The sequence below is a fragment of the Streptomyces sp. NBC_00285 genome, assembly GCF_036174265.1.
In the GTDB taxonomy this organism is placed as follows: Bacteria; Actinomycetota; Actinomycetes; order Streptomycetales; family Streptomycetaceae; genus Streptomyces.
The window spans coordinates 8,994,796-9,020,341 of the sequence record NZ_CP108055.1; the positions used below are offsets into that span (position 1 = coordinate 8,994,796).

The 25,546-nt window shown below is 70.4% G+C and carries 22 protein-coding genes, 1 tRNA gene and 1 pseudogene; 13 read left to right on the forward strand and 11 right to left on the reverse strand.

The genetic code is table 11. The features are described 5' to 3' along the window. Positions 1-2: 2 nt before the first annotated feature. The 5 genes and pseudogenes from OHT57_RS41220 (at position 3) to OHT57_RS41240 (ending at position 2,976) form a co-directional block, all read left to right on the forward strand. Positions 3-1,197: pseudogene (locus OHT57_RS41220) on the forward strand (glycine C-acetyltransferase). A 38-nt stretch (positions 1,198-1,235) separates the two neighbouring features. Further along, positions 1,236-2,138: a LysR family transcriptional regulator gene (locus OHT57_RS41225; RefSeq protein ID WP_328752032.1), complete on the forward strand. Its 903-nt coding sequence runs from the start codon at positions 1,236-1,238 to the stop codon at positions 2,136-2,138. Between the two features lie 6 nt (positions 2,139-2,144). Next, positions 2,145-2,369 carry a hypothetical protein gene (locus OHT57_RS41230; RefSeq protein ID WP_328752034.1) on the forward strand — a complete coding sequence of 75 codons (225 nt, stop codon included), beginning with the start codon at positions 2,145-2,147 and terminating at the stop codon, positions 2,367-2,369. Positions 2,370-2,399: 30 nt separating this feature from the next. Then, a complete protein-coding gene (locus OHT57_RS41235) occupies positions 2,400-2,759 on the forward strand; it encodes an MmcQ/YjbR family DNA-binding protein (RefSeq protein ID WP_328752036.1) in 360 nt (119 codons plus the stop codon). 143 nt (positions 2,760-2,902) lie between these two features. Beyond that, positions 2,903-2,976 (forward strand) — tRNA-Pro (locus tag OHT57_RS41240). A 136-nt stretch (positions 2,977-3,112) separates the two neighbouring features. Here the strand turns inward: OHT57_RS41240 and OHT57_RS41245 are convergent. From OHT57_RS41245 to OHT57_RS41255, 3 genes are all read right to left on the reverse strand, one after another. Continuing rightward, positions 3,113-4,597 carry a family 43 glycosylhydrolase gene (locus OHT57_RS41245; protein ID WP_328752038.1) on the reverse strand — a complete coding sequence of 495 codons (1,485 nt, stop codon included), beginning with the start codon at positions 4,595-4,597 and terminating at the stop codon, positions 3,113-3,115. Beyond that, positions 4,594-7,866, reverse strand: a complete 3,273-nt coding sequence (locus tag OHT57_RS41250) for a discoidin domain-containing protein (RefSeq protein WP_328752040.1) — start codon at positions 7,864-7,866, stop codon at positions 4,594-4,596. Before OHT57_RS41250 ends, OHT57_RS41245 begins: the two co-directional genes overlap by 4 nt. 124 nt (positions 7,867-7,990) lie before the next feature. After that, positions 7,991-9,019, reverse strand: coding sequence for a LacI family DNA-binding transcriptional regulator (locus tag OHT57_RS41255; protein ID WP_328752042.1), 1,029 nt, complete (start codon positions 9,017-9,019; stop codon positions 7,991-7,993). A gap of 171 nt (positions 9,020-9,190) precedes the next feature. On the opposite strand from OHT57_RS41255, the gene OHT57_RS41260 reads away from it, so the two are divergent. From OHT57_RS41260 to OHT57_RS41280, 5 genes are read left to right on the forward strand one after another with little or no spacing between them, the layout of a single operon-like run. Then, complete coding sequence (locus tag OHT57_RS41260; RefSeq protein ID WP_328752044.1) at positions 9,191-10,504, forward strand: ABC transporter substrate-binding protein; 1,314 nt, start codon at positions 9,191-9,193, stop codon at positions 10,502-10,504. Positions 10,505-10,536: 32 nt separating this feature from the next. Then, positions 10,537-11,487 carry a carbohydrate ABC transporter permease gene (locus tag OHT57_RS41265; RefSeq protein WP_328752046.1) on the forward strand — a complete coding sequence of 317 codons (951 nt, stop codon included), beginning with the start codon at positions 10,537-10,539 and terminating at the stop codon, positions 11,485-11,487. A gap of 14 nt (positions 11,488-11,501) precedes the next feature. Further along, on the forward strand, positions 11,502-12,323 hold the full coding sequence (locus OHT57_RS41270) for a carbohydrate ABC transporter permease (RefSeq protein ID WP_328752048.1): 822 nt from the start codon (positions 11,502-11,504) through the stop codon (positions 12,321-12,323). Between the two features lie 58 nt (positions 12,324-12,381). Then, entirely contained in the window at positions 12,382-14,217 is a 1,836-nt protein-coding gene (locus tag OHT57_RS41275) for a glycoside hydrolase family 127 protein (protein ID WP_328752049.1), read from the forward strand. A 28-nt stretch (positions 14,218-14,245) separates the two neighbouring features. Beyond that, the gene (locus OHT57_RS41280) at positions 14,246-16,354 is read left to right on the forward strand and encodes a glycoside hydrolase family 127 protein (RefSeq protein WP_328752051.1); all 2,109 of its coding nucleotides are present in this window, start codon (positions 14,246-14,248) and stop codon (positions 16,352-16,354) included. Between the two features lie 15 nt (positions 16,355-16,369). On the opposite strand, the gene OHT57_RS41285 is transcribed toward OHT57_RS41280, so the two are convergent. The 3 genes from OHT57_RS41285 to OHT57_RS41295 all read right to left on the reverse strand — a co-directional run bounded on the left by OHT57_RS41285 (position 16,370) and on the right by OHT57_RS41295 (position 18,402). Further along, positions 16,370-17,371: a glycoside hydrolase family 43 protein gene (locus tag OHT57_RS41285; RefSeq protein WP_328753476.1), complete on the reverse strand. Its 1,002-nt coding sequence runs from the start codon at positions 17,369-17,371 to the stop codon at positions 16,370-16,372. Positions 17,372-17,432: 61 nt separating this feature from the next. Continuing rightward, complete coding sequence (locus OHT57_RS41290; protein ID WP_328752052.1) at positions 17,433-17,720, reverse strand: DUF1905 domain-containing protein; 288 nt, start codon at positions 17,718-17,720, stop codon at positions 17,433-17,435. A gap of 22 nt (positions 17,721-17,742) precedes the next feature. Continuing rightward, complete coding sequence (locus OHT57_RS41295; RefSeq protein ID WP_328752054.1) at positions 17,743-18,402, reverse strand: TetR/AcrR family transcriptional regulator; 660 nt, start codon at positions 18,400-18,402, stop codon at positions 17,743-17,745. A 58-nt stretch (positions 18,403-18,460) separates the two neighbouring features. Here OHT57_RS41295 and OHT57_RS41300 point away from each other — a divergent pair, with 58 nt between their 5' ends. The 3 genes from OHT57_RS41300 to OHT57_RS41310 all read left to right on the forward strand — a co-directional run bounded on the left by OHT57_RS41300 (position 18,461) and on the right by OHT57_RS41310 (position 20,512). Then, positions 18,461-19,138 (forward strand): class II aldolase/adducin family protein, encoded by a 678-nt coding sequence (locus OHT57_RS41300; protein ID WP_328752056.1) that lies wholly within the window; start codon positions 18,461-18,463, stop codon positions 19,136-19,138. Beyond that, positions 19,135-20,073: a carbohydrate kinase family protein gene (locus tag OHT57_RS41305; RefSeq protein WP_328752058.1), complete on the forward strand. Its 939-nt coding sequence runs from the start codon at positions 19,135-19,137 to the stop codon at positions 20,071-20,073. The genes OHT57_RS41300 and OHT57_RS41305 overlap by 4 nt, the downstream gene beginning before the upstream one ends. Positions 20,074-20,182: 109 nt before the next feature. Continuing rightward, on the forward strand, positions 20,183-20,512 hold the full coding sequence (locus OHT57_RS41310) for a DUF2218 domain-containing protein (protein ID WP_328752059.1): 330 nt from the start codon (positions 20,183-20,185) through the stop codon (positions 20,510-20,512). 9 nt (positions 20,513-20,521) lie between these two features. Here the strand turns inward: OHT57_RS41310 and OHT57_RS41315 are convergent, their stop codons facing one another. The 5 genes from OHT57_RS41315 to OHT57_RS41335 all read right to left on the reverse strand — a co-directional run bounded on the left by OHT57_RS41315 (position 20,522) and on the right by OHT57_RS41335 (position 25,328). Beyond that, positions 20,522-21,058: an NUDIX hydrolase family protein gene (locus OHT57_RS41315; protein WP_328752061.1), complete on the reverse strand. Its 537-nt coding sequence runs from the start codon at positions 21,056-21,058 to the stop codon at positions 20,522-20,524. 2 nt (positions 21,059-21,060) lie between these two features. Continuing rightward, the gene (locus tag OHT57_RS41320; RefSeq protein ID WP_328752063.1) at positions 21,061-22,248 is read right to left on the reverse strand and encodes an amidohydrolase family protein; all 1,188 of its coding nucleotides are present in this window, start codon (positions 22,246-22,248) and stop codon (positions 21,061-21,063) included. 2 nt (positions 22,249-22,250) lie between these two features. After that, positions 22,251-23,654, reverse strand: coding sequence for a glutamine synthetase family protein (locus OHT57_RS41325; protein ID WP_328752065.1), 1,404 nt, complete (start codon positions 23,652-23,654; stop codon positions 22,251-22,253). Between the two features lie 39 nt (positions 23,655-23,693). After that, positions 23,694-24,506, reverse strand: a complete 813-nt coding sequence (locus tag OHT57_RS41330) for an SAM-dependent methyltransferase (protein ID WP_328752067.1) — start codon at positions 24,504-24,506, stop codon at positions 23,694-23,696. A gap of 123 nt (positions 24,507-24,629) precedes the next feature. Further along, positions 24,630-25,328, reverse strand: coding sequence for a response regulator transcription factor (locus tag OHT57_RS41335; RefSeq protein ID WP_328752069.1), 699 nt, complete (start codon positions 25,326-25,328; stop codon positions 24,630-24,632). Between the last annotated feature and the right edge of the window lie 218 nt (positions 25,329-25,546).

Genomic DNA, 25,546 nt, shown 5'->3' on the forward strand with positions numbered 1-25,546 from the left:
TGATGTTCGACTCCGTGCGCGACGACCTGTGTGCCACCCTCGACGAGATCCGCGCTGCCGGCCTGCACAAGCCCGAGCGGGTCATCGACACCCCGCAGTCCAGGGCCGTGCACGTCTCCGCGGGCGGCCGCCCCGGCGAGGTGCTCAACTTCTGTGCCAACAACTACCTCGGCCTCGCCGACCACCCCGAGGTGATCGCCGCCGCACACGAGGCCCTGGACCGCTGGGGCTACGGCATGGCCTCGGTCCGCTTCATCTGCGGCACCCAGGAGGTGCACAAGGAGCTGGAGGCGCGACTCGCCGCCTTCCTCGGCCAGGAGGACACGATCCTGTACTCCTCCTGCTTCGACGCCAACGGCGGTGTCTTCGAAACCCTCCTCGGCCCCGAGGACGCGGTGATCTCCGACGCGCTCAACCACGCGTCGATCATCGACGGCATCCGGCTGTCCAAGGCTCGCCGCTTCCGGTACGCCAACCGTGATCTGGCCGACCTGGAACGGCAGTTGAAGGACGCCTCGGACGCCCGGCGACGTCTGATCGTCACCGACGGCGTCTTCTCGATGGACGGCTATGTGGCCCCCCCTCGGCGAGATCTGCGACCTGGCCGACCGCTACGACGCCATGGTCATGGTCGACGACTCCCACGCCGTCGGCTTCGTCGGACCCGGCGGCCGCGGAACCCCCGAGCTGCACCACGTCATGGACCGCGTCGACATCATCACCGGCACCCTCGGCAAGGCGCTCGGCGGTGCCTCCGGGGGCTACGTCGCCGCCCGCGCCGAGATCGTCGCGCTGCTGCGCCAGCGCTCACGGCCGTACCTCTTCTCGAACACGCTCGCCCCGGTGATCGCCGCGGCCTCCCTCAAGGTGCTCGACATCCTGGAGTCCGCGGACGATCTGCGTATCCGGTTGCGCGAGAACACCGGCCTTTTCCGTCGCCGTATGGCCGAGGAGGGCTTCGACGTCCTGCCCGGCGATCACGCCATCGCGCCCGTCATGATCGGAGATGCCTCCGAGGCGGGCCGGCTGGCGGAGCTGCTGCTTGAGCGCGGGGTGTACGTGATCGGTTTCTCGTATCCGGTGGTGCCGCACGGTCAGGCGCGAATCCGCGTGCAGCTGTCGGCCGCGCACTCCACGGACGACGTGAACCGCGCGGTCGACGCCTTCGTGGCGGCCCGGGCCGAGCTGGCGGCCTGAGCCGACGGCGGTCTCGGACATATTGCGATAATCGATCCATGATCGAAGCGCGGCGGCTCCACATCCTGCGTGCGGTGGCCGACCACCGCACGGTGACGGCGGCTGCCGCCGCGCTCTACCTCACACCCTCGGCGGTCTCGCAGCAGCTGACGGCTCTGGAACAGGAGACGGGCCACCGCCTCGTCGAGCGCGGCGCCAAGGGCGTACGGCTGACTCCGGCCGGTGAGATCCTGCTGAGCCACACCAACGCGGTCCTCGCCCAGCTGGAGCGGGCGGAGGCCGAACTCGCCGCGTACAGCTCGGGCGCCGCCGGCACGGTCACCGTCGCCTCCTTCGCGACCGGAATCGTCCTGGTCGTGGCGCCCGCGGTGGCCCGTCTGGCCTCGACGGCACCCGGTATCCGGATCCGCGTCCAGGACGCCGAGGGCGACGCCAGTCTGCCGATGGTCCTGGACCGGCAGGTCGACGTCGCGGTCGCGGTCGAATACCGCGGCGCTCCGCCTGCCGACGACCCTCGCCTGGCGCACGTGCCGCTGTACGCCGAGCCCTTCGACGCGGTCGTGCCGGTGAGCCATCGGCTGGCCGACGCGGGCGAGGTACCGCTGGCGGAGCTCGCCAAGGACCCGTGGATCGGCCCCTACCCGGGCAACCCCTGCCATGACGTCGTGGTCCTGGCCTGCGAGAACGCCGGATTCCAGCCGCGTCTGGAGCACTCCTCGGACGACTTCCGCGCGGTGGTGGCACTGGCGTCGGCGGGAGCGGGAGTGGCGTTGGTGCCGCGTTCGGCGCTGCGGGGGATGGACCTCGCGGGAGTGGTCGTACGCCCGGTGGACGGGCCGGCGCCCACGCGGCGGGTGTTCGCGGCGGTACGGCGAGGAGCGGAGGGACATCCGCTGATCCGGCCGGTGCTGGAGGCGTTGGGGGAGGCGGCGGGGGCGTAGGCCGCCGTGATCGTCACCAGCCTGAACGAGGCTCAACGTACGGTCCGCACCGAGGAGTCTGCTGACCTGCTGATCGACACCGGGATCGACAGCCTCGCCGAACGCCTCTACGGCTCGGGCGGCTGGATCCGGGCCGGGGCCATCCCCGACTGCGCTGCCGCTCCCGCCGGAGTGCCGCGGCCGACGACGCTGTACTGCCAGCGGTCGGGTGCGGCCGCTCCCACCAGGTGATTGTCGGTACGGAAGGATACGGTGCCTGTCATGCCGGACGCCGAAGACGTACGCCGTGTCGCCCTCTCCCTGCCGGACACGACGGAGAAGATCGCCTGGAACATGCCCACGTTCCGGGTCGCGGGGAAGATGTTCGCCACCCTGCCCGAGGACGAGACCTCCATCGCCGTGCGCTGCCCGAAGGAGGAGCGGGACGAGCTGGTGCTCGCCGAGCCGGGGAAGTTCTGGATCGCCGACCACGAGGCGCAGTTCGCCTGGGTGCGCGCCCGCCTCGCCGCGGTCGAGGACGAGGGGGAGCTGCGGGACATCCTCGCCGACTCGTGGCGCCAGGCGGCCCCGCCCCAGCTGCTCGACGTGTACCCGGGACTGGGGCGGCCGGACTCCGGCTGACGGCCCGCACGTCACCCGCACCAGCTGTGCGAGCTCGATCGACCCCGACGTCCGGCGGGTAAAGGAGTGCGCGACCATCGACCCGAGTGCGGTATGGTTTCTTTGCACGTTCGGCCAGGGGAAACCCCAGGTCAGACAGGCACCGGGACGTGGCGCAGCTTGGTAGCGCACTTGACTGGGGGTCAAGGGGTCGCAGGTTCAAATCCTGTCGTCCCGACGGTGCGAAGGGTCTTCGCAGGCGAGAGCCTGCGGGGCCCTTTTTCGCGTGCCATGGGGTCGGACCCGGCGCCGGCCGTGTCGTGGATCGGCGCCGACGCCGGGCCCGTGAGTCGGCCGTGTGGTCGCGGGCCCTCCTATTCGCCCGACGGTGACGTCAGCGGGACGCCCAGAGCCACCGGGGTGCCGAAGTTCGGGGTGCCGTCGGCGTTCCAGGTGAACTTCTGTGCCCTGGTGGTGCGGTTCATGTCGCAGCCACCGCTCGCGGAATTGTTGGCGTGGTAGACGATCCAGTCCTCGGTCCCGTCGGGCGACTTGAAGAAGCCGTTGTGGCCGGGGCCGTACACCCCGTTGGCGTTGGACCGCTGAAAGACCGGGTTCGGTGACTTGACCCAGGAGGAGGCGCTGAGCGGGTCGCCGCCGTTGTAGGTGAGCATGCCCAGCTTGTAGTCGGGCGTGGAGCAGTGGCTCGCCGAGTACACGATGAACGTCCTGCCGTTCCGCTGGAGCACCTCGGCGCCCTCGTTGACCGCGCCGCCCACGGTCTCCCAGCTGTAGGTCGGGGTGGACAGCACCCGGCGGGCACCGCTCGCGGTCCACGGGTTGGCGAGCGGCCGGATGAACATGGGTTGCGAACCGTTGTAGAAGGTCCCCAACAGATAGAGCTGACCGCCCAGTTGGAGGATGCCCGGATCCAGCTCCCAGGTGTTGTCCTGGGTCGGGTCGAGCAGGTCGGCCTTGAAGGTGTAGGGCCCCATCGGGTCCAGTCCGGCGCTCTCCAGCACATGGATCCGCTGGGTGCCGAGGTCGTACGGCTCCCGCCCGGCCGTGTAGTAGAAGTACCACCGTTTGCCGTTCGGACCGTCGAGCAGATGGAACTCCGGTGCCCACATCGTGCCCGCCCCGTTGGGCCGGGTCAGATTGAAGATCACCTGGTCGGAGGCGGTGGCGAGCCCTGCCAGTGTGCTCGCCCTGCGCATGGTGACCGTGGAGTTCCAGGTCGTGGTGGCGAGGTAGTAGGAGCCGTCGTAGTACGTCAGCCAGGGGTCGGGCCCGTGCTGGGAGAGCGGGTTGGTGAAGGTGCCCGGTGTGGTGGTGCCGCCGGTGAAGGCGGGCAGCCGCCACACCCTGCCGCCGCTGGTGGAGCACGGCAGTTGGACCAGGGTGGTGTTCGACGCCGACGAACCGCCGCTCGGCGCCACGCACTTGCCCGAGCCGACCGACACGAGGTTGAAGGTCCTGTCGGTGCCGGAGACCGTCACGGGGACGAGTCGCCATTGCTGGTTGGTGCCGCCGTGGCACGGCCACTGGATGATTGCCGCGTTGTCCGCCGTGGAGGCACCGTAGACGTCGACGCACTGACCGGACTGGGTGGTGATCGTGTAGGTGTCGCTCGTACCGGAGACGGGTGTGTAGACGGTGTTCTGGTTGGCGCCCGATGAGCAGGTGAACGTCCGGAGTTGAGCACCGGCCGTCGTCGAACTGCCGGGCAGGTCGAGGCAGTTGCCTCCGCTCTGGTTCACGGCTGTCGACGTGAAGGTGACGGCGGCGGAGGCGGGTGGTGCGACGAGGAAAGCCGTCGCCAGGACGAGCAGGGCCAGGAGGATTCTGGTTCTGGTCACGGGCCGTACACCTTTGCTTCGAGGAGGCCGACGGAGTTGCTGCCGTTGCTCGTGAGCAGCACTCGTAGCCGGGTGGTGTCGGTGGCGGTGAAAGTGACGCTGTTGTACTGGTTCTTGGCCAGGGGATAGCCGCTCGCCCCGGGCACGTCGACGTAGGCGCTGCCGTTCCAGTACTGGAGCTTCCAGGAGGCGGGCATGTCGATGCCCTGGTCGTCGTCGAAGAAGTACACGTCGGCCTTGTTCAGGGTCTTCGCCGACGGCCAGGTCAGTTCGGCCCACTGCTGGCCCGTCTGCGGCCAGGTGCCCCAGCGCGGGTTGACGGTGTCGTTGGACGAGGGCGGATCGATGCCGTCGTTGACCGCCGCGACACTCTCCCAGGAGGAGGTGTACGACGCCGAAGCCGTCGCCGATGTCGCCTGGTTGGCCGGTGGCTGGACCCCGCCCCGGTTGAACACCTTGACCTCGGTCAGGCCCGTCCTGGCCCCGGACGCGTTGGTGGCCAGGATGCGCACGCGCTGGGCGCTGATCGCGGGGAACCGCACCAGGTCGTAGTTGGCGCGCGGAGCTGTCGGACTCTTCGTCTGTCCTGGGGCGTCCACCCATGAACTGCCGTTGTAGTACTGGACGGTGTACGCCGACGGAGCTCGATAGGTGGTCGACGCCGGGCGGCTGTCCTTGAAGTACAGGCGCACCTCGTTGAGCGTGCGGGCGGTGCCGAAGTTGAGCTCGTACCAGTCCTGGGCGGCCGACCCGCCGGCGCCCCAGAACGGCTCGTTGGTGGGGTAGCCGTCGACCGCGCCGGCCGTGCTGCTGCCGGAACCGGTGGAGGAGGCGGACACCGTGGCCCCGGCGGCGAGGTTGGTCAGGTCGGCGGTGAGGTCGACGCCCGCCTTGGCGAGCATGTCGACCATGCGCGGGCTGTCCTGCACGACCTGGTTCGGCGCCTTGAGTCCGGGCACGGCCGTGTGGTGGGTGACGGTGCCGCTCGTGGTGACGTCACCGGTGGCCGGGTCCCAGGTGAAGGGCACCAGCGAGCCGACCGTGGCCACCCGGCTGCCGTTCACGTAGATCGAGTAGCCCTCCGGGATGCCCGGGTAGCGCACCACGCCGTCGGCCGGATCGTCCCAGACGACCGACAGGTCGGCGCCCCGGTAACGCAGGTTGTTGACCGTGAAGTGGTCCCAGCCGATGTCGATGGGGGAGAGCTCGACCTTGGCGTCGCTGCGCGGCCGCAGGCCCGCCACGTCCTCGATGACGGTCCAGTTGCTGCTGCCGAGGATGTTGTGGTGGATCCAGGAGCGGTAGTCGATGCCGCTTCCGTTCCAGTCGGCCCAGAACTCGTTGGCGTCCGGCCACTGGGTGTTGCCGCCGACGTACTGCGCCCAGGTGTTCCAGTAGAGGAGCTTCTTGTAGTCCGTCGCGTTCATCCAGGAGTTGGGGTAGTTGCGCAACACCGAGGAGTAGAGGCGGAACTGGACCGTGGAGTTGATGGTCGAGAAGTTGTTGGAGCCCGGGTTCCCGGCTGCCGCGGCCGCCTGCTTGTCGACCTGGTTGGCCGTGTAGAAGGGGAAGACCGGGTACTGTGCCGGGTCGTCGAAAAGGCGCAACGCCTGCTTGTACGTTGCCGTGTTGGGGACGGCTCCGACCGAGAACGGGTAGTAGTTGTTGATCTCCTTCCAGGGCACCCACTCGTTCGTCGACTTCAACCGGTGCTCGAACAGCTGCCTGTTGGGGTTCCACAGCACGGTGACGATGGCGTCCTTGATCTGTGTCGCCAGGGTGCGCATCTCGGTGGCCTTGGCGGTGTTGCCGGTCGCCTCGTAGGCCTGCGCGGCGGCGAGGGCGCCGCTGTACTGGTACGCGGACTCGGCGCGGTCCATGTTGCCGGGCTTCCAGTGGAAGGAGACCGCGTCGGCGTCGTTGCCGGTCAGGGCGCCCCAGTCGTACTCGATCAGCTTGTTGTTGTCGTGGTCGTAGTAGGCGAGCTGGCCCTTCACGTCGCCCTCGGCGTAGTGCGCGAGCTGGGCGGCGATCGCCGGCTGGCCGCCGTGGATCTGGTAGCTCTTCCAGGCCGCCTCGGCGATGTACTGGGTGTAGCTGTTGGACCAGTTCTCCGGATCGCCTGGGTTGTCGAGGAACCGGCCGCCCTTCGACACCTGGCCGACGCTGAGCCAGTCGCCGTACGAATAGGCGGGATTGCGCAGGTACTTGAGGTCGTCGATGTGCATCGGCTGGGTCAGCGCGATCGCGTTGTTGTAGCCGAGGACGCCCTCGGTGGAGGTCGGGAACTGGAAGGTCTGCCCGGGGATGTCGGCGTCGAGGTTGTTGAAGCGCATCAGCCACCAGCGGTAGTAGATGTTCTTCTTGATCGCCGGTTCGGGTACGTCGATGTAGGGCACGTTCTGGGCCCACCACAGGTTGTACGCCCGGACGTGGGTCGCGAAGGCGGTCGCGTTGGAGTAGCCCGCGTAGGCGTTGTACTCGCTGAGCGACTCGGGGATCTCGTCGGTGACGAAGCCCATCACCAGCTTGGCGGTCACCGTGGCCCCCGCCGCGACCGTCACCGACCGGTTGAGGCCGCCGCTCGAAACGCTGAAGCCGTCGCCGGTGAGCCGGGGCCGGATGGTGGTGAGGTTGTTGTAGGCGCCCACCTGCCCGGTCAGCTCGCTGCCGGTGCCCGTGGTGGCGTACGGCGAAGTCGCCCGCAGTTGCAGGGTGGTCGAGCCGCTGCCGTTGTTCCGGATCGACAGGTTCGTGACGGCGACGTTGTTGTCGGTGATGAACTTGGTCTGCTCGACCGTGACCGAGCCGCTGGTGTGCACGCTCTTCCAGTTGCTGGGCGTCTGGCGGCGCTGGGAGACCTGTTCGGTGAAGGTGCCCGGGGTGATCGCGACCGTGTAGGCGCTGTTGTCGCTGATGCTCTCCCAGTAGGCGACCTTGCCGGCGAACCCGAGCCGGGCCGGATCGTGCTCCTTCATGAAGAGCGCACGTCCACGGCTCATCAGCCAGGGACCGGACGGATCGTCGCCGGTACGGGCCAGCAGGCGGTCCATCCAGAAGTCGGTGCCCGAGCTTTCCGCGTCGTAGATGGCCCGCATCATGTCGCCCGTGGTCTGGGCGACGGGCGGGGCCGGGATCGCGGGTCCGCCGAAGGTGGGGAAGCCGATGGTCTGCGCGGCGCGGGCGGGCGTCGCGACGCAGACGGAACACAGGAGGAGCGCCAGGACCACGAGGAAGCGCTGGAGGACGGGCTCTGTTCGTCTTCGCATCGATGCTCCCGGTTGCCGAAACGACCTTTGGCTGAAACGACCTAAAAGGTTTTCGCAACGTAGAAGCGAGCTGAGGGAGTGTCAAGGGAGGTGTATGACAGTCGAGTTGAAACGAGGGTCCGGTTCAGGACAGGGAGGCCGTCGAGCCCCGGATCACCACTCGGCAGGGCAGCGTCTCGACCCCGGTGCTCGGGGCGCCGGCGATCGCGCCGAACAGCGCCTGCGCGGCCGCCCGCCCGACCTGCTCCAGGTTCATGTCGACACTCGTCAGCTGTGGCCGGCAGGCGGAGGTCAGGACCTGCCAGTTGTCGAAGCCCATGACCGCCACGTCCTCCGGCACTCGGTGCCCGCGCTCCCGCAGGATCTCGATGACGCCGCGCGCGATCTGGTCGCTGCCGCACAGCACCGCGTCCACGTCGGGGTGCCGCTCCAGCAGCATCGCGGTGGCCGCCCGCCCCCAGCCCTCCGTCCACTCGGCGAACCGCGGTTCCCCGACGAAGGCCAGCCCCTCCTCGGCGAGCGCCGCCCGGGCCCCGTCCGCCCGGTCCCGCGCCGCGACATACCCCGGGTCGCCGGTGATGTGCGCGATCCGGGTGCGGCCGCAGGCCAGCAGGTGCTCCACCGCGATCCGGCCCGCGTCCACGTTGTCCGGCACGATCGACAGATCCGCCGGATCGGCCGAGGGGGCATAGGCGTACACGACGGGAACGGGCAGGTCACGGCCCAGGGACGGGCGCGGATCGGTCCGGCTGCCCACCACGATCAGGCCGTCCACCCGGCGCCCGAGCAGGGCCCGCACATGATGCTGCTCGCGGATCGCGTCCCCCCTGGCGTCGCACAGGAACACCGCGACCTCGCCCGCGCCGAAGGCGTCCTCGGCGCCCATGAGGATGGGGATGCTGAATCTGCCCTCCAGGTCGCTGGTGAGCAGTCCGACGGTGCCCGTCCGTCCGGCGAGCAGACCGCGGGCGACCTGGTTGGGCCGGAACGACAGCCGCTCGGCCGCCTCGATCACCCGCTGCCGGGTCTCGGCGCGCACCTGGCTGCGGCCGTTGAGGGCCTTGGACGCGGTCGCCACGGAGACGCCCGCCAGCCGGGCGACGTCGGTGAGGGTGGCGGTGTGCGCACGAGAGGGGCCGGGGGCGGATGTCATGCGTGTCTCCTGTCTCGCATCGCGTGCCTGAACGGTACGCGAGAAGTTTCGGTAGCCCACCTGAACCCCTTGTTCTGCACAGGGGATTGACGGGACGTCAGCTCGGTCCTAGCTTTGCGAAAGCCTTTTCGGATTGTTTCTTCCGGGTGCTCGTCACGAAGGGGGATCGCCATGGGGAGCCCGACCGGATCACTGGGACCCGTCCGCCGACTCGTCACCGCCGCGGTCGCGCTGGTCGCCACCGTCGGCCTGGCCACGGCCTGCGGATCGGGGGACGACGACGGGGCCGGCGAGGGAGGGGGCACCGCGGACGCCAAGGGCGTCGACGACGGCGCCACGCTGACGATGTGGACCCGCGCGGCGACCCGCCCGCAGAGCGAGGCCCTGGTCAAGGCGTACAACGCGCACCACAAGAACAGGGTCGAGCTGACCGTCGTCCCCACCGACGACTACCAGGCCAAGGTCGGCGCGGCCGCCGGTTCCAAGGACCTCCCCGACCTCTTCGCCTCCGACGTGGTGTTCGTCCCGAACTACACCTCCAGCGGGCTGTTCGCCGACCTCACCAGCCGCATCGACGCCCTGCCCTTCGCCGACGACCTCGCGCAGTCGCACATCAAGGCGGGCACCTACGACGGCAAGAAGTACGTCGTCCCGCACACCCTCGACCTGTCGGTGCTCTTCTACAACAAGGACCTCTACCGTAAGGCGAAGCTCGACCCGGACAAGCCGCCGACCACGCTCGCCGAATGGGACCGACAGGCCCGGGCCGTCGACAAGTTGGGCGGCGGCGTCAACGGCACCTTCTTCGGCGGCAACTGCGGCGGCTGCGGCGTCTTCACCTGGTGGCCGTCCATCTGGGCCGCCGGCGACGACGTACTGAACAAGGACGGCACCGAGGCCACCCTCGCCTCCGACACCGCCAAGAAGGTCTACGACACCTACCGCGGCTGGGTCCAGGACGACATCGTCGCACCGGGCGCCCGCGACGAGACCGGCGTGACCTGGACCGGCGTCTTCCCCAAGGGCAAGGTCGGCGTGATGCCGATGCCGTCGACGACCCTGGGCCTGATGCCCAAGGACCTCGACCTCGGTGTCGCCCCCATCCCCGGGCCCGACGGCGGCAAGTCCACCTTCGTCGGCGGCGACGCCATCGGTATCTCCGCCACCAGCAGGAAGACCGACCAGGCCTGGAACTTCCTGGCCTGGTCCGTGGGTGATGAGGCGCAGGTCGACGTGGTCGCCGCCCACAAGGACGTGGTGGCGCGCACCGACCTCGCGTCCAACAAGTACTCCAAGGCCGACCCGCGCCTGGTCGCCATCAACCAGCTGGTTGCGGACGGCCGTACCCCCTACGCGCTCAAGTTCGGCCAGACCTTCAACGACCCCAACGGGCCCTGGCTGACCCTGATGCGCGACGCCGTCTTCGGTGACGCGGCGAAGGTCGAGAAGGACAACGAGGCCGTCACCGCCTCACTGGGCGACTGACCGTGCCCCACGGCCTACGGCTCAGGAGGGACATGCAGGTCAAGACACCGGACCGGGCGACAGTCGAACCCCCGGTCCGGACGGAACCCTGGCCCGCCCGCCGCCCGCTGTGGCACTCCCGCACACTCCAGGGCCTCGCCTACGCCGCCCCCACAGCCGTGTTCGTCGCCGTCCTCTTCGTCCTGCCGCTGCTCCTCGTCGGCCAGATGTCGTTGCACGACTGGCCGTTGCTCTCCGGCGACCGGGGCGGCAACGCCCCCGAGAACTACACCGACGTCACCGACAGCACCCTGTTCTGGCCCGCCGTGCGCTTCACGCTCCTCTACACAGGGATCGTCACGGTCGTCCTCCTCGGACTGGCCCTCCTCCTCGCGCTGCTTGTGCAGGAGTCCCGTCCCGGCACCGGCTTCTTCCGTACGGTGTACTTCCTGCCCGGCGCCCTGGGCCTCGCCTCCGCGTCGCTGCTGTTCTGGGGCATGTACAGCCCCACCACCGGCCCCTTCAGCCACACCCTGGAGAAACTCGGCCTCGTCGACGACCCGGTGTCCTTCCTCGGCACCCCGAACTCCGCCCTGTTGTCGACGGTGTTCCTCGTCGTCTGGAAGTTCGCCGGCTTCTACATGCTCATCCTGCTCGTGGGCCTCCAGCGCATCCCGCCCGAGCTGTACGAGGCCGCACGCATGGACGGAGCGAGCCGCGGCCAGATCTTCCGCTCCATCACCCTGCCGCTGCTTCGGCCGTCCCTCGCCCTGTCGCTGCTGCTGTGCGTGACCGGATCGCTGCTCGCCTTCGACCAGTTCTTCGTCCTCACCAAGGGCGGTCCGGACAACAGCACGGTCACCGTGGTGCAGTTGATCTACCGGGAGGCGTTCCAGCGGCTGAACCTCGGTACGGCGGCAGCTCTTTCGATCATCGTGCTGGCCGCGCTGCTGCTCCTCAACGCCCTCCAGTTCCGCGGTCTGCGCCGCGCCGACGAATCATGAGGAGGGACCTCACCGTGCCCACCCGAGCTCTCGGCCGGACGCCGTACTACGTCGTCGCCTCAGGCCTGGCCGTCATCTTCCTCTTCCCGCTGCTGTGGAACACCTGGGCCTCGGTCAGCGCCCAGCCCGGCACCGCCCAGGAGTCCGGCTACGGCCTCGGCAACTACCGCACCCTCCTCGACTACGACGCCGGCCTGTGGCGCTACCTCCTCAACTCGACCGTCGTCTCCGCCCTCACGGTGGCGCTCACCCTCGGCGTGTCCCTGTTCGGCGGTTACGCCTTCGCCCGCTTCAGCTTTCCCGGCAAGAACGTGCTGTTCCTGCTGACCCTGGCCATCCTCATGGTCCCGTACGCCACCCTCCTCATCCCGCTCTACGTCCTCCTCGGCCGGCTGCACCTGCAGAACTCCCTGATCGGGCTGAGCCTGGTGCTCGCCATGTTCCAACTCCCGTTCGCCACCTTCATGATGCGGATCTCCTTCGAGGCCGTCCCGCGCGAACTGGAGGAGTCGGCGCTCGTCGACGGCTGCGGCACGGCGGGCGCCCTGCGCCGGGTGCTGCTCCCGGCGGTACGGCCAGGGCTGATCACCGTGGGACTCTTCGCGTTCCTCGCGGCCTGGAACGACTTCATCGCACCGCTGATCCTCATCTCCGACAGCCAGAAGGCACCCCTGCCGCTGGCTGTGGCGAACCTGCGGCAACAGAGCATGGGCGCCGTCGACTACGGCGCCACCGAGGCCGGCGTGGTGGTCCTCGCCGTGCCCTGCCTCCTCGTTTTCCTGCTTCTGCAACGGCACTACGTGCGCGGGTTCATGTCCGGTGCCCTGAAGGGATGACGCGTTGAAGTCTGAGTCGAAGCCTGATTCGAAGGCGCACACAGACCCTGTCGTACCGGTGGCGCCGAGCCGCGGCCGGCTACGCCCCCTCGGCCTCGACGAGGTCAGGATCACCGGCGGCTTCTGGGCCCGGCGCCGGGAGGTCAACGCCACCGCCACCCTCGACCACTGCCTCCACTGGATGGAACGCGTCGGCTGGACCGGCAACTTCCGCGCCCCCGTACAGGAGCGGCGCGGACGGGAGTTCGCCGACTCCGACGTCTACAAGCTGCTCGAAGCGATGGCCTGGGCGGGAACCGGGTCCGACCCGGTCACCGAGGCGATCGCCTCCGCCCAGGAACCCGACGGCTACCTCAACACCGCCTTCGGCAGGCCCGGTCAGCAACCCCGCTACAGCGACCTCGAATGGGGCCACGAGCTGTACTGCTACGGCCACCTGATCCAGGCCGGCGTCGCCCAGATCCGCACCCGCGGCGAAGGGGAGCTGGCGAAGACCGCCCAGCGGGCGGCCGACCATGTGTGCAACACCTTCGGGCCCGGCGGCATCGAGAGCGTCTGCGGACACCCGGAGATCGAGACGGCCCTCGTCGAGCTGGCCAGGGCCACCGGCGAACAGCGCTACCTCGACCAGGCCGCGCTCTTCGTCGACCGCCGGGGCCACGGCACGCTCGCCGACGGAGAGTTCGGCCGCGCCTACCACCAGGACGACCTCCCCGTACGGCAGGCGAGCGTCCTGCGCGGCCACGCAGTCCGTGCCCTCTACCTCGCGGCCGGTGCCGTCGACGTGGCCGTGGAGACGCACGACGACGAACTCCTCGCGGCGGTCGTACGGCAGTGGGAGGCCACGGTCGCCCGACGCACCTACCTCACCGGTGGCATGGGCTCCCACCACCGCGACGAGTCGTTTGGCGACGACTTCGTCCTCCCGCCCGACCGCGCCTACTCGGAGACCTGCGCGGCCGTGGCCTCCGTGATGCTCAGCTGGCGCCTGCTCCTCGCCACCGGCGAACCGCGCTTCGCCGACCTCGCCGAGCGGACCCTGTTCAACGTCGTCGCGACCTCACCGTCCACGGACGGCCGGTCCTTCTTCTACGCCAACACCCTGCACCGCCGCCGGCGCGGCACCGTGCCCGCCGCGGACGCCGTGAGCCCACGCGCCGAATCCAGCCTGCGCGCCCCCTGGTTCGCGGTGTCATGCTGCCCGACCAACGTGGCGCGCACGCTGGCCCTGCTGCCCACCTACCTCGCGTCGGTCGACGACCAGGGCATCCAGCTCCACCAGTACGCGGACGCGGAGATCTCCGTGGACGGCATCGCCCTGCGGGTCCGCACCGATTACCCGTCCGGCGGGGCGGTGACCGTCCGGATCGCCCGCTCCCCGGACCACCCGTGGACCCTGTCGTTGCGCGTCCCGGCGTGGACGCAGGGTGCCACGGCCTGGCTGGTGGACCCGGACGGAACCCGTCGCCCGGCCCCTCCGGGCACGGCCACGGTCACCCGGGTCTTCCGCCCCGGCGACGAGATCCGGCTCGAACTGCCCGTCGCACCCCGCTGGATCGAGGCGGACCCCCGCGTCGACGCGGTGCGCGGGACGCTCGCCGTCCAGCGCGGCCCGCTCGTGTACTGCGCCGAGTCCGTGGACCTGCCGGACGGGCGGGAGGCCGACGCCGTACGGGTGGATGCGGCCGCCGAGCCCGTGGACGGGCCGGACGGCACCGTCGTGGCCCCGGGTGAACTCACCGAGCCGGACGACCCGGCATGGCCCTACCGCCCGCACGGGCACGCCACCGCACCCGCCGCCGAACCGGCGGGGATCACCCTGGTGCCGTACAACTCCTGGGCGAACCGCGGCCCTTCGACGATGCGCGTGTGGCTGCCCCTCACCCAGCGCTGACGAGACCCCCCACGATCGGAGACCGAGCATGTCCCAACCCCCCACCCGCAGAAGAGTGTTAGGGATCGCCGCCGCCACCGCGGCCGCCGCGCCCCTCGCGCAGATCGCTTCTCCGTCCCATGCCGCCGCAGCACCCGACTGGGCGGTGCACCCCTTCCCTCTCGATCAAGTCGCCCTCGGCGAGGGCGTGTTCCGGCGCAAGCGCGACCTCATGCTCGACTACGCCCGCTCCTACCCCGCCGACCGCATCCTGGCCGTCTTCCGCGCCAACGCCGGGATCGACACCCGTGGCGCCCGGCCCCCCGGCGGCTGGGAGACCGCCGACGGCAATCTGCGCGGCCACTACGGCGGCCACTTCCTCTCGCTGATCGCCCAGGCGTACGCCGGGACCAGGGAAGCCGCCCTCAAGACCAAACTCGACTACCTGGTCACCGCCCTCGGAGAGTGCCGGCGGGCCTTCGCGGAGCACGGTTCGCCGAGGCCGAGCCACCCGGGTTACCTGGCGGCGTACCCGGAGACGCAGTTCATCCTGCTGGAGAGCTACACGACGTACCCCACGATCTGGGCGCCGTACTACACCTGCCACAAGATCATGCGAGGTCTGCTCGACGCCCACACCCTGGGCGGCAACCAGCAGGCGCTGCAGATCGCCTCGGCGATGGGCGACTGGGTGCACAGCCGCCTCGCCGGGCTGCCGAAGGCCCAGTTGGAGCGGATGTGGTCGATCTACATCGCGGGTGAGTACGGCGGCATGAACGAGGTGCTGGCCGACCTGCACGCCCTCACCGGACGGCCCGAACACCTGGCCGCCGCCCGCTGCTTCGACAACACCGCGTTGCTGGACGCCTGTTCCGAGGGCCGGGACGTCCTGGACGGGCGGCACGCCAACCAGCACATCCCCCAGTTCACCGGATACATCCGGCTGTTCGACCACACAGGGGAGCCGCGGTACTCCGCCGCGGCCCGCAACTTCTGGGGCATGGTCGCAGGACCCCGCACCTACAGCCTCGGCGGCACAGGCCAGGGCGAGATGTTCCGGGCCAGGAACGCCATCGCGGCCACCCTGGGCGACAACAACGCCGAGACCTGCGCCACGTACAACATGCTCAAGCTGTCCCGTCAGCTCTTCTTCCGCGACCCGGACCCCAAGTACCCGGACTACTACGAGCGGGGCCTGACCAACCACATCCTCGCCTCGCGCCGGGACACGCCCAGCACCAGCAGTCCGGAGGTCACGTACTTCGTGGGCATGGGCCCGGGGGTGGTGCGCGAGTACGACAACACCGGTACGTGCTGCGGCGGCACCGGCATGGAGAACCACACCAAGTACCAGGACTCGATCTACTTCCGTTCCGCCGACGGCACCGCGCTGTACGTCAACCTGTACCTGGCCTCGACCCTGCGCTGGCCGGAGCGCGGGCTCGTCGTCGAGCAGACGAGCACCTACCCGTACGACGGTGTCCGCACGCTGACGTTCCGCGAGGGCGGCGGCAGGCTGGATCTGAAACTGCGCGTCCCGTCCTGGGCGACGGCAGGAGTCACCGTCACCGTCAACGGCGTACGGCAGGCGGTCGAGGCGGTGCCCGGCAGCTACGCCACCCTGAGCAGGGACTGGCGGGCCGGCGACCGGGTGGGCATCTCCACCCCCTACCGCCTGCGCATCGAGAGGGCGCCGGACGATCCGACGGTCCAGTCCCTCTTCCACGGTCCGGTCCTGCTGGTGGCGCAGAGCCCGGCCACGACCTTGCGCACGTTCTCCTTCTACAAGGACTTCACGCTGCGCGGCGATCTCGCCGACACGGTTCGCCCCGAGGGCCGCCCGCTGCACTTCACCACGCACGGGCTCACCCTCGCCCCCTTCCACATCGCGGACGACACCCGCTATCACGCCTACTTCAAGCGGGCCGAACCGGTCATCGTCTTCGGCGGGAGCGACTCGGGCGTCCCGAACCGGCCGCGTGGCGACGGGCTGACGTTCCTGGACGTGCTGTGGGCGCAGGCGCCCTTCACGTCCTCGGGCACCTTCGTCCAGGCGGTTCGCACACTGGCCGGAGTCTGGTTCTCCGCGGGGCTGTTGAGCGCCTCCGAACGAGACCGGGTGATCACCGCCGCCCAGAACGCGAACCTCAGGCGCTGAGCACCTGTCGGGGCCTCACCCGTCGCCGTCGAGGTCGGTGCACTGCCGCAGCACCCGCAGCTCGTCGCCCTCGAACCCCACCTCGTACAGCTTCCCCCGAGCGTTCTCGAAGGGACGGTGAAGGATCATCATCAGCCGGCCGTCGAAGGCCCGGAACAGCATGCCGTGCCCGCTGTCGTCCCGCACCAGCGGCCGGCGCTGCTCCCAGGGGCCGGTCAGCGCACCGGACCTGGAGACGGCGTAGGTCTGCACGTACCCACCGCTGACGGTGCCGTCCGCACCGGCCGTGTTCTTCTCGTAGGTGGACCACAGCATGAGGAGGGCGCCGTCAGGGGTGCGGTAGAGCTGCGGCCCGTCGGTGACGTAGGGCGCGAGCTGGTGCGGTACGCCGGCGGGGATCTGCTCGGTGAGCCAGAACGCGTCCGATCCCCTGAACAGGAACACGGGGTCGCCGATCGTCGCGGTCAGGTCCGGAGCCAGCCGGATCGCCTCCATGGTGCCGTCGACGGTCTGCAGCCACTCGTGCGCGTACACCATCCAGGGCTGCCCGGCCGGATCGACGTACAGCGTGCCGTCCAGGGTCATGAGATGCGCGGGCGGGGTGGGCCGCGCCGGGTCCACGACGGTGAAGGGGCCCAGCAGCGAGTCGGACACGGCGGTGACCGTGCCGCGCAGATGGTTCGGCAGTGCGAAGGGGGTACCCCAGCGGCCGGGCGGCGGCACCGGGAGCGGGCTGTTCTCGTCGTGCAGGGTGGTGAACAGGTAGTACCTGCCCGCCCGTTCGTGCACCTCGGGAGCCCAGCCGCCGTCAGCCGCCCAGATCCCTTCCTGCTCACCCGCCCGGAACACCACGACCGGCCGGGTCCACTCCCGAAGATCACGGCTCCGGTAGACCATCGTGCCGACGCCCTCCACCCCGGACACGGACGGCTCGTTGGACGTGTACAGGTAGTAGGTCCGCGTCTGTTCGTCGGCGACGACGAACGGGTCGTGCAGCGGCATGTCGGGCAGGCGCATCGGCTCGGTCTGGATCACGGCTGAACGATACGTGGACGGGCTGATCGGGTCCCCGTGGGAATCAGAAGCGGACCGTCAGCTGCACACTCACGGTGTCCCCGGCGGCCAGCCCCTGCGGTGTGCGCACCGCTTGCTTGAGCGGCAGCAGATAGCCGCCGTCCTTCGGGAAGAGCGACGTCGTGAACGCGGCCCCGCCGATGCGGGCCTCCACCGGGATCACGCCCCAGCCGTACGTGGCCATCCGGGCCACCTCGCCGATGTCGGCGGACTCCTGCTGGGGCACCGGGACGAAGAAGTACGGCGCCGGACCGCGCCATTCGATCACCCGGCCGGTGAAGGAGAGTTGCATGAGGCACCGTCTCTCGAGAACGTCAGGACACGTCGTACCGCGCGGCGATGTCAGTCAGATAACCACGCAGCAGGATCTTCGCCTCCTCCAGCAGGGCCGCGTCCCCCTTCGTGTCCCTGCGGAAGGCCTCCTGGGCGAGGACGTCGGCCGCGAGCATGGCGGCGTGGCAGGCACGGGCGAGGTTGTCGTCGTCCTCGGCGAGGTGCAGGGCGAGCAGGATGCGCCGGATCCCGTCGGCCATCCGGCGCTTGTGCTCACGGTCCGCGGCCCGGGTCCGCTCGGTCAGTCCGTTGCCGAACCACAGGGCGCGGAAGCCGTGTTCGGTGCGGTAGATCTCGGCGTACGCGTCGATGAGGACGCCGACCGGGTCCGTCCAGCGCTCGGCGGACGCGGCCCGGACGAGCTCGTCCATCGCCGCTTCCAGCTTGGCGAAGTAGCCGGCCGCGAGCGCCTCGATGATCGCCCCGCGGTCGGGCAGGTACTGGTACAGGGAACCGACCGACACCCGCGCCTCGGCCGCGATCCGGGTCGTGGTGAGCGACTCGACGCCCTCCTCGACCAGGATGCGTTCGGCGGCGTCCAGCACTCTGGCCAACCGGGCACGACTGCGGGCCTGTTGGGGCGTGCGCCGCAGCGACGCGATCCATGCCGCCGAGTCGGCGTCCGGGGTGGGCTCACCCACGTGACAACCTCCGAATGTGAACGTGACTTTGTTTCAGGTTTAGGTTAGCGTCGCGCGCATGACCGACTCAAGCCCGGCACTGGACCAGGAGCGGGCCGCCGTGGCGGACGCCTGCCGCCGTCTGGGAGCCGAGGGCCTGCTCATCGGTACGGCCGGCAACGTCAGCGTACGGGCCGGGGACCACGTGGCGATCACCGCGACCGGCGCGGTCCTCGCCGAGCTCACCCCGGACCAGGTGACCGTCGTCGACCTCGACGGCGAGATCGTGACCGGCAGCCTCCTGCCGACCTCCGAGCTCGACCTCCACCTGGGCGTCTACCGGCGATACGGCACCACCGCCGTCGTGCACACCCACGCCCCGATGGCCACCGCGCTCTCCCTCGTCCTCGACGAACTCCCCTGCATCCATTACCAGATGCTGGCCCTCGGCGGCACCGTCAGGGTCGCGCCGTACGCCACCTTCGGCACCCCGGACCTCGCCGAGTCGGTCCTCGCCGCCCTGGAGGGCCGGGGCGCGGCCCTGATGGCCAACCACGGGGCCGTCACCCACGCCCCGAGCCTGGACAAGGCGGTCGAGCACGCGCTGCTCCTGGAGTGGGCCTGCGGCGTGTACCAGCACGCGGCCGCCCTCGGGAAACCACGCGCCCTCGACGAACAGCAGCAGATCGCGGTGATCGAGGCAGCCCTCGCCCGCAACTACGGCACCACGCAATCCGCTCAGGAGGGAAACCGATGAAGGCGCAGAACGTCGTCACCATGGGTGTGCACGTACTGGACGTGCTGGTCCGGCCGGTCGAGGAGATACCCGAGGGCCAGGGCACGACCCTGGTCGAGGACATCCGCATGACCGCCGCCGGCACCGCCGCCGGCACCGCCCTGACCCTCGCCAAGCTGGGCGCCTCGGTGCGCACCGCCGGAGCGATCGGCACCGACCCGACCGGCGACCTGCTCACGCAGCTCCTCGACAGGGCGGGCATCGACACCGCGCTGCTCGTCCGCCGCGTCGACACCTCCACCTCCGCGACCGTCCTGCCCATCCGCCCCAACGGCGACCGCCCCACCCTCCACCTGCTCGGTGCCAACATCACCTACGGCCTCGACGACGTGCCCTGGGACGCGGTCGCCGAGGCGACCCACCTGCACCTCGGCGGCCCCGAGCTGATCGGCGCCGAAGTCGCCGCGCGCATCCTGGCGCACGCCAAGGACCACGGCGTGGTCACCTCGGTGGACCTCCTCGCCCCCGGCGAACTCGGCACCTTCGACCAGATCGAACCGCTGCTGCCGTACGTCGACTACCTGCTCCCCAACGAGGACCAGGTCCTCGGCTTCAGTGAGGAACAGGACCTGGTGACCGGCGCGAAGAAGTTCCTGGCCGGCGGTGCGGGTCTGGTCGCGGTCACCCGTGGCGGCGACGGTGCCCTCCTGGTCACCGCCGAGGGCACGGAGACCGTCCCCGCCTTCGATGTCGACGTCATCGACACCACCGGCTGCGGCGACGCCTTCTCGGCAGGGTTCCTGCGGGGCGTGAGCCTGGGCCGTACGCCGCGTGAGGCGGCCGTACTCGGCAGTGCCGCCGCGGCACTGGTGGCACAGGGGCTGGGCAGCGACCACGGCCAGTTCGACCTCGCGGAGGCCGACGAGTTCTCGATGACGCACAAGACGCGCGCCTGAAGCGCACCCGTACCCGGCGATCTGCGACGGGCGGGGAATGGGCCCATGGTGCCCGGTGTTGCGGGAGCATCGAGTCGTCCCGCAGCACCGCACCACAGGGAGTCGTCCCATGCCCCGCTCCGAAGCGCGCGTCGCCACCGACCGCCCGCACCGCTACGCCAAGCAGCTCGCCTCGCACCTGGGCCGCCGCAGCGAGACCAGCTGGGACGAGGACAGCGGTGCGGGCAGCATCGCCTTCCAGAACGGCGGCAGGGGCACCCTCACCGCCACCGAGGGCGCGCTGCTGCTCGCCCTGGAGACCGAGGCCGAGCACCTCGACCTCCTGGAGGGCGTCGTCGGCAGCCATCTGGTCCGCTTCGGCACCAAGGACGAGCTGGTCGTCGAATGGACGCGGGACACCGGCGAGCCCGGCACCACACAGCGCAAGGACACCGACTGAGGGGCGACCTCAGACGACGCAGCCCACATGGGCCAGCGCCTGCTTGAGCAGCACGCCGTGACCACCGGGCATCTCGCTCTCCACCGCGGGTGACAGGGCCTCCTGCGGGCTGAACCACACCAGGTCCAGGGCGTCCTGACGGGGCCGGCAGTCACCGGCCACCGAGACGACGTAGGCCAGGGACACCGCGTGCTGACGCGGGTCGTGGTACGGCGTGACCCCGTGGGTCGGGAAGTACTCCGCCACCGTGAACGGCTGGAGCGAGGACGGAATCCGGGGCAGGGCCACGGGTCCCAGGTCCTTCTCCAGGTGGCGCAGAAGGGCGTCCCTGACCCGCTCGTGGTGCAGGACGCGGCCGGAGACCAGCGTCCGGCTGACCGTTCCGTCGGGGCCGATGCGCAGCAGCAGGCCGACGCTGGTGACTTCGCCGCTGTCGTCGACGCGCACGGGCACGGCCTCGACGTACAGGATGGGCATCTGGGCGCGCGCCTGCTCGAGGTCGTCGGCGCTCAGCCAGCCGGGCGTGGTTTCGGTCAAGTCAGACATTGCTAGATCATACTTTCCGGGGACGGCGGGCGCGTGGTCGCGCTCGCCTGGTGGGACGGGGCGGGGGCAGGAAGTCCGTAGAGGCGGCGGGCGTTGTCGCCGCTCGTCCAGGCCGCGACGCGCAACGCGTCCGGCAGGCTCAGCTCGTCGGCGTCCACCCGCTCCTGGAGCAGCCCGGCCAGTCCGTGCCGGAAGGACAGCGCGCCGAGCAGATGGAATTCGGCCACGCCGTACGCGTCGGAGCTGTACAGCAGCTTGCGGAACGGCGTGATCTCCAGCGCCTCCGCCAGGATCGCCCGGGACCGCGCGGGGCCGACGTAGTGCAGGGTGAGACCCACGTCCAGGTACACCTGCTCGAACACCGCGGCCAGATAGGCGGCCTGCCGCTGATACGGCCAGCAGTGCAGCAGCAGGACGGGGATGGTGCCCGCGGTCAGGTGCAGCCAGTCCGTGAGGTGGGTCGGGTCCACGCGGTGCATCCGGATGTCGCTGTCGCCGAACCCGGTGTGCAGCTGGAGCGGCAGCCCCAGGTCCACGGCGGTCCACAGCAGATGCCGGACGAGAACCGGATCGGCCAGCCGCCCACCCCGGGCCAGCCAGCCGGCGGCGGCACGGGTGACCTCCTCGTCCGAGGGACGCGCCGGGTCCAGGTCGAAGCCCGTCCGGTAGGCAGCCACGGACTTCACCGCGACCACTCCCGGGCGCCCCACGGCCTCCAGACAGGAAGCACGGAACACGTCCGCGTACGCGTCGGGCTCCACGCCCCGCGCCGCCACCGCCTCCGCGACACCCTCCAGCCGCACGATCTCGTACGCCGTCCCGCCCGCGGCCTCCGCCAGCTGCGCCGCGGTGGTGAGACGTTCCGGCGTGTACCCGGTGTCCACACAGAACACGTCCGTGCCCGCGGCGGTCAGGAAGCGGCGGTTGACCTCCCGCGGGCCGAGCTCGGCCCGCCGGGCCAGGTAGTCCTCGGGCTGCGCGTGCCGCGGCAGATCCAGCACCGGAGCGCAGTGGCGGCGGACCGCCACACCGACAGGGCTGTCGAAGGGGGAGATCCCGGGCCAGAGCGCGCCCTCGGTGATCAGTGACGCGAAGCCGGCCCCGTCCAGGCCGTCGGTGACCACCCCGTGGCAGTGGTGATCCACCAGCCGGGCGGCATCGAGGGCCTCGTGGACCGGGTGCGCGCCCATGCTCAGTACGTCCAGCGGTACGCGGCCGCGAGCTGCTCGTCGTCCAGGTCGGCCACCGAATCGACCTCGCCGAACCGCACGGCGACCACGGCGTCGGCGAGGGCCGGGCCCAGCGCGGCCCGCAGCCGTTCGTCGGCGCGGAACGCCTTGACCGCCTGGGAGAGCGACGTCGGCAGTCGGCGTACGCCCGCCGCGGCCGCCTCGTCGGGCGTGAGCATGGCCGGGTCCCCGGTGATCTCCTCGGGCAGCGGGGCGGACGAGGTCAGGCCGTCGAGTCCGGCGGCGATCAGACCGGTGAACGCCAGATACGGGTTGGCGGCCAGGTCGACCGGCTTCAGCTCCAGGTTCGCGGCCCGGTCGGTCAGTCCCGTCGTGCCGGTGATGATCCGGACGGCCGCCTCCCGCGTCTCGCGGCCCCACGCGGTGAACACCCCGGCCCACTGCGAGGGCTTGAGGCGCAGATAGCTGGCCGGGCTGGGCGCGGTCAGGGCCGTGAGCGCGTGCAGGTGGGCGACGACTCCCGCCACGAACGACTCGGCCTCGGACGTCATGCCGTAGCGGCCCTCGCCCGAGGAGTGCAGGTTCACGCCCGCGCGCCAGGCGGAGAGGTGGAGATGGCCGCCGTTGCCGACGCCCTCGGCGAAGACCGACGGGGCGAAGGAGACGACGAGCCCGTGCCGGCCGGCCACCGCCCTGATCGTCTGCCGTACGAGCACGCTGACGTCGGCCGCCGCCACCGGGTCCAGGGCGGCCGTCGAGATCTCGAACTGCCCGGCCGCGTACTCGGGATGCAGCTGCTCGACCTCGATGCCCTGCTCTTCGCAGGCCGCCAGCAGGTCGGCCGTGTAGTCGGAGAGCTCCACCTGCCGGGTGGCGCCGTACGCCGGTCCCGACACCGCGGGCACGAAAGCGCCGTCGGCCGCCGGGCCCCGGCCCACCGCCCACTCGATCTCGATGCCCGCCTTGAAGGAGATCCCGTGCAGCTCGGCGGCCTCGGTGACGATCCGCCTGAGGGCGGTGCGGGAGCAACCCGGATGCGGTGCGCCCTCCTGAGTGATCCTGTCGACCGGTGCCCACGCCCAGCCGGGCTGCCCGGCCAGTGCCACGAGCCGGTCCAGGTCGGGATACAGACGCAGGTCGCCGTCGGGGGAGCCGAGGGTGTCGGTGGTGACGATGGAGTCGTTCGCCAGGAAGGTGTCGAACACCGGGGACATGCCCACGCCCCAGGCCGCGGCCGAGGCCAGCTTCGCCGTGGGGACCGTCTTCACCCGGCAGACGCCCGCCGTGTCCACGTAGGCCAGCACGATGCCGCGCACCCCTCGGCCCGACAGGTCCTCGGTGAGCGCGCCGGCGCGCTTCACGTCACCGGGGCGGCCGCCGGGGACAGGGTCGGCAAGGGTGGTCATACGTCCTCCACGACGGGCTCGGATGGATCGGATCCCGCGTCAGGGTTTCACGGCCACCGCGCCGAACTGCGGTACCACCACCGGGGTCCCGGACTCGGCACGCCACTGCGAGCAGGAGACCAGGCCGGGGTCGAGGAGGTCGAGGCCCTCGAAGAACGTGGCGATGTCCGCACCGCTGCGGGCGGTGATCGGCGGAGTGGCGTTCTCGTTCCAGAACTTCATGGCCGGGATCTGGCCCTCGCCGCCGAGGTCGGCGTCGAACGTGGGGTGCGTCAGGGCGAGATGGCTGCCCGCGGGCAGCGCGGACATAATCTCGCGCGCGATCCGCCGCGCCTCGTCGGTGTCGAGGACGAAGTTGAGGATGCCGAGCATCATCACCGCGACCGGTTCGGTGAAGTCGAGGGTCCGCGCGGCGCGTTCGAGGATGGCGGCCGTGTCGTGGACGTCGGCGTCGATGTAGTCGGTGACGCCCTCCTGGGTGCTGGTCAGCAGGGTGCGGGCGTGGACGAGGACGATCGGGTCGTTGTCGACGTAGACGATCCGCGACTCGGGAGCGATGCGCTGGGCGATCTCGTGGGTGTTGTCCACCGTCGGCAGCCCGGTGCCGATGTCGAGAAACTGCCGGATGCCCTGCTCCTCGGCGAGGAAGCGCACCGAGCGGCCCAGGAACCAGCGGTCCGCGCGCGCGATCTCCCGGATGATCGGGAACATCCCGGCGACGTGATCGCCGACTCCCTGGTCGACCTCGTAGTTGTCCTTGCCGCCGATCCAGTAGTTCCACACGCGCGCGTTGTGCGCCACACCTGTGTTCAGCCTCGCCGACGCACCCGACGGGGTGTGGCTGTCGCTCACGACTGTGCTCCTTCTCGTGCGTACGGCCGTTGCCGCCATTGTGCCGCCCGATGATCAGCCTGTCCCCGAAACGGCGACTCGGACGCCCGCCGCCTTCCGCTGGAGCGATGCGGAAAGGGCCGGTCAGCCCTCCGGCTGCGCGTGTCCGTACTGCCAGGCCCAGGCCGCGATCTCGACGCGGTTCCGTGCGGCGAGCTTGATCTGGACGCTGGACAGGTGGGTCTTGACCGTGGAGAGGGACACATACAGTTCGGCGGCGATCTCGGCGTTCGTACGGCCGAGGGCGACCAGGCGGACCACGTCGAGCTCACGCTCGGTCAGAGGCTCGGTGACCGGCGCCTGGCGGGCCGTGACGACCGGTTCCGGCGCCGGGCCGGCCGTGAGGTGGCGGAGCAGGCGCACGGTGACCGAGGGGGAGACCAGCGAGTCGCCGGCCGCGGCCGCGCGGACCGCCTCCGCGAGGAGCGTGGGCCCGGAGTCCTTCAGCAGGAATCCGCAGGCCCCGCCGCGCAGCGCGCCGTAGACGTACTCGTCCAGGTCGAAGGTGGTGACCACGACCACCCGCATCGGGTCGGCCACCTCGGGCCCCGCCAGTATGCGGGTCGCCGCCAGGCCGTCCAGTTTCGGCATCCGGATGTCCAGCAGACAGACGTCGGGCCGCACCTCCCGCGCCAGCCGCACCGCCGCCTCCCCGTCCGCGGCCTCGGCGACCACCGTGATGTCGGGCTGCGCGTCCAGGAAGAAACGGAATCCGGTACGGACCATGTCCTGGTCGTCGGCGATCAGCACGCGGATGGGCACGGCCGACGGGGGGCTCGTCATGGGTCGATCATGCCTCAGGCGAGGTGCCGGCCAGGAAACGGCCGCCGGGTCCGGACACGACGGCGGCTCCGGCCATCGCGCCGACGGCGTACGTGCCGTGCATGACGTGCTCCTGAGGACAGGGGAGGAGGGCTCTCCCGGGGAAGTGGCTCCACCCTCACCCGCGGGGCCGGGCACCCGCCTCGGCCGAACGGCCACGGTTCCGGGGCCCGGCGCGG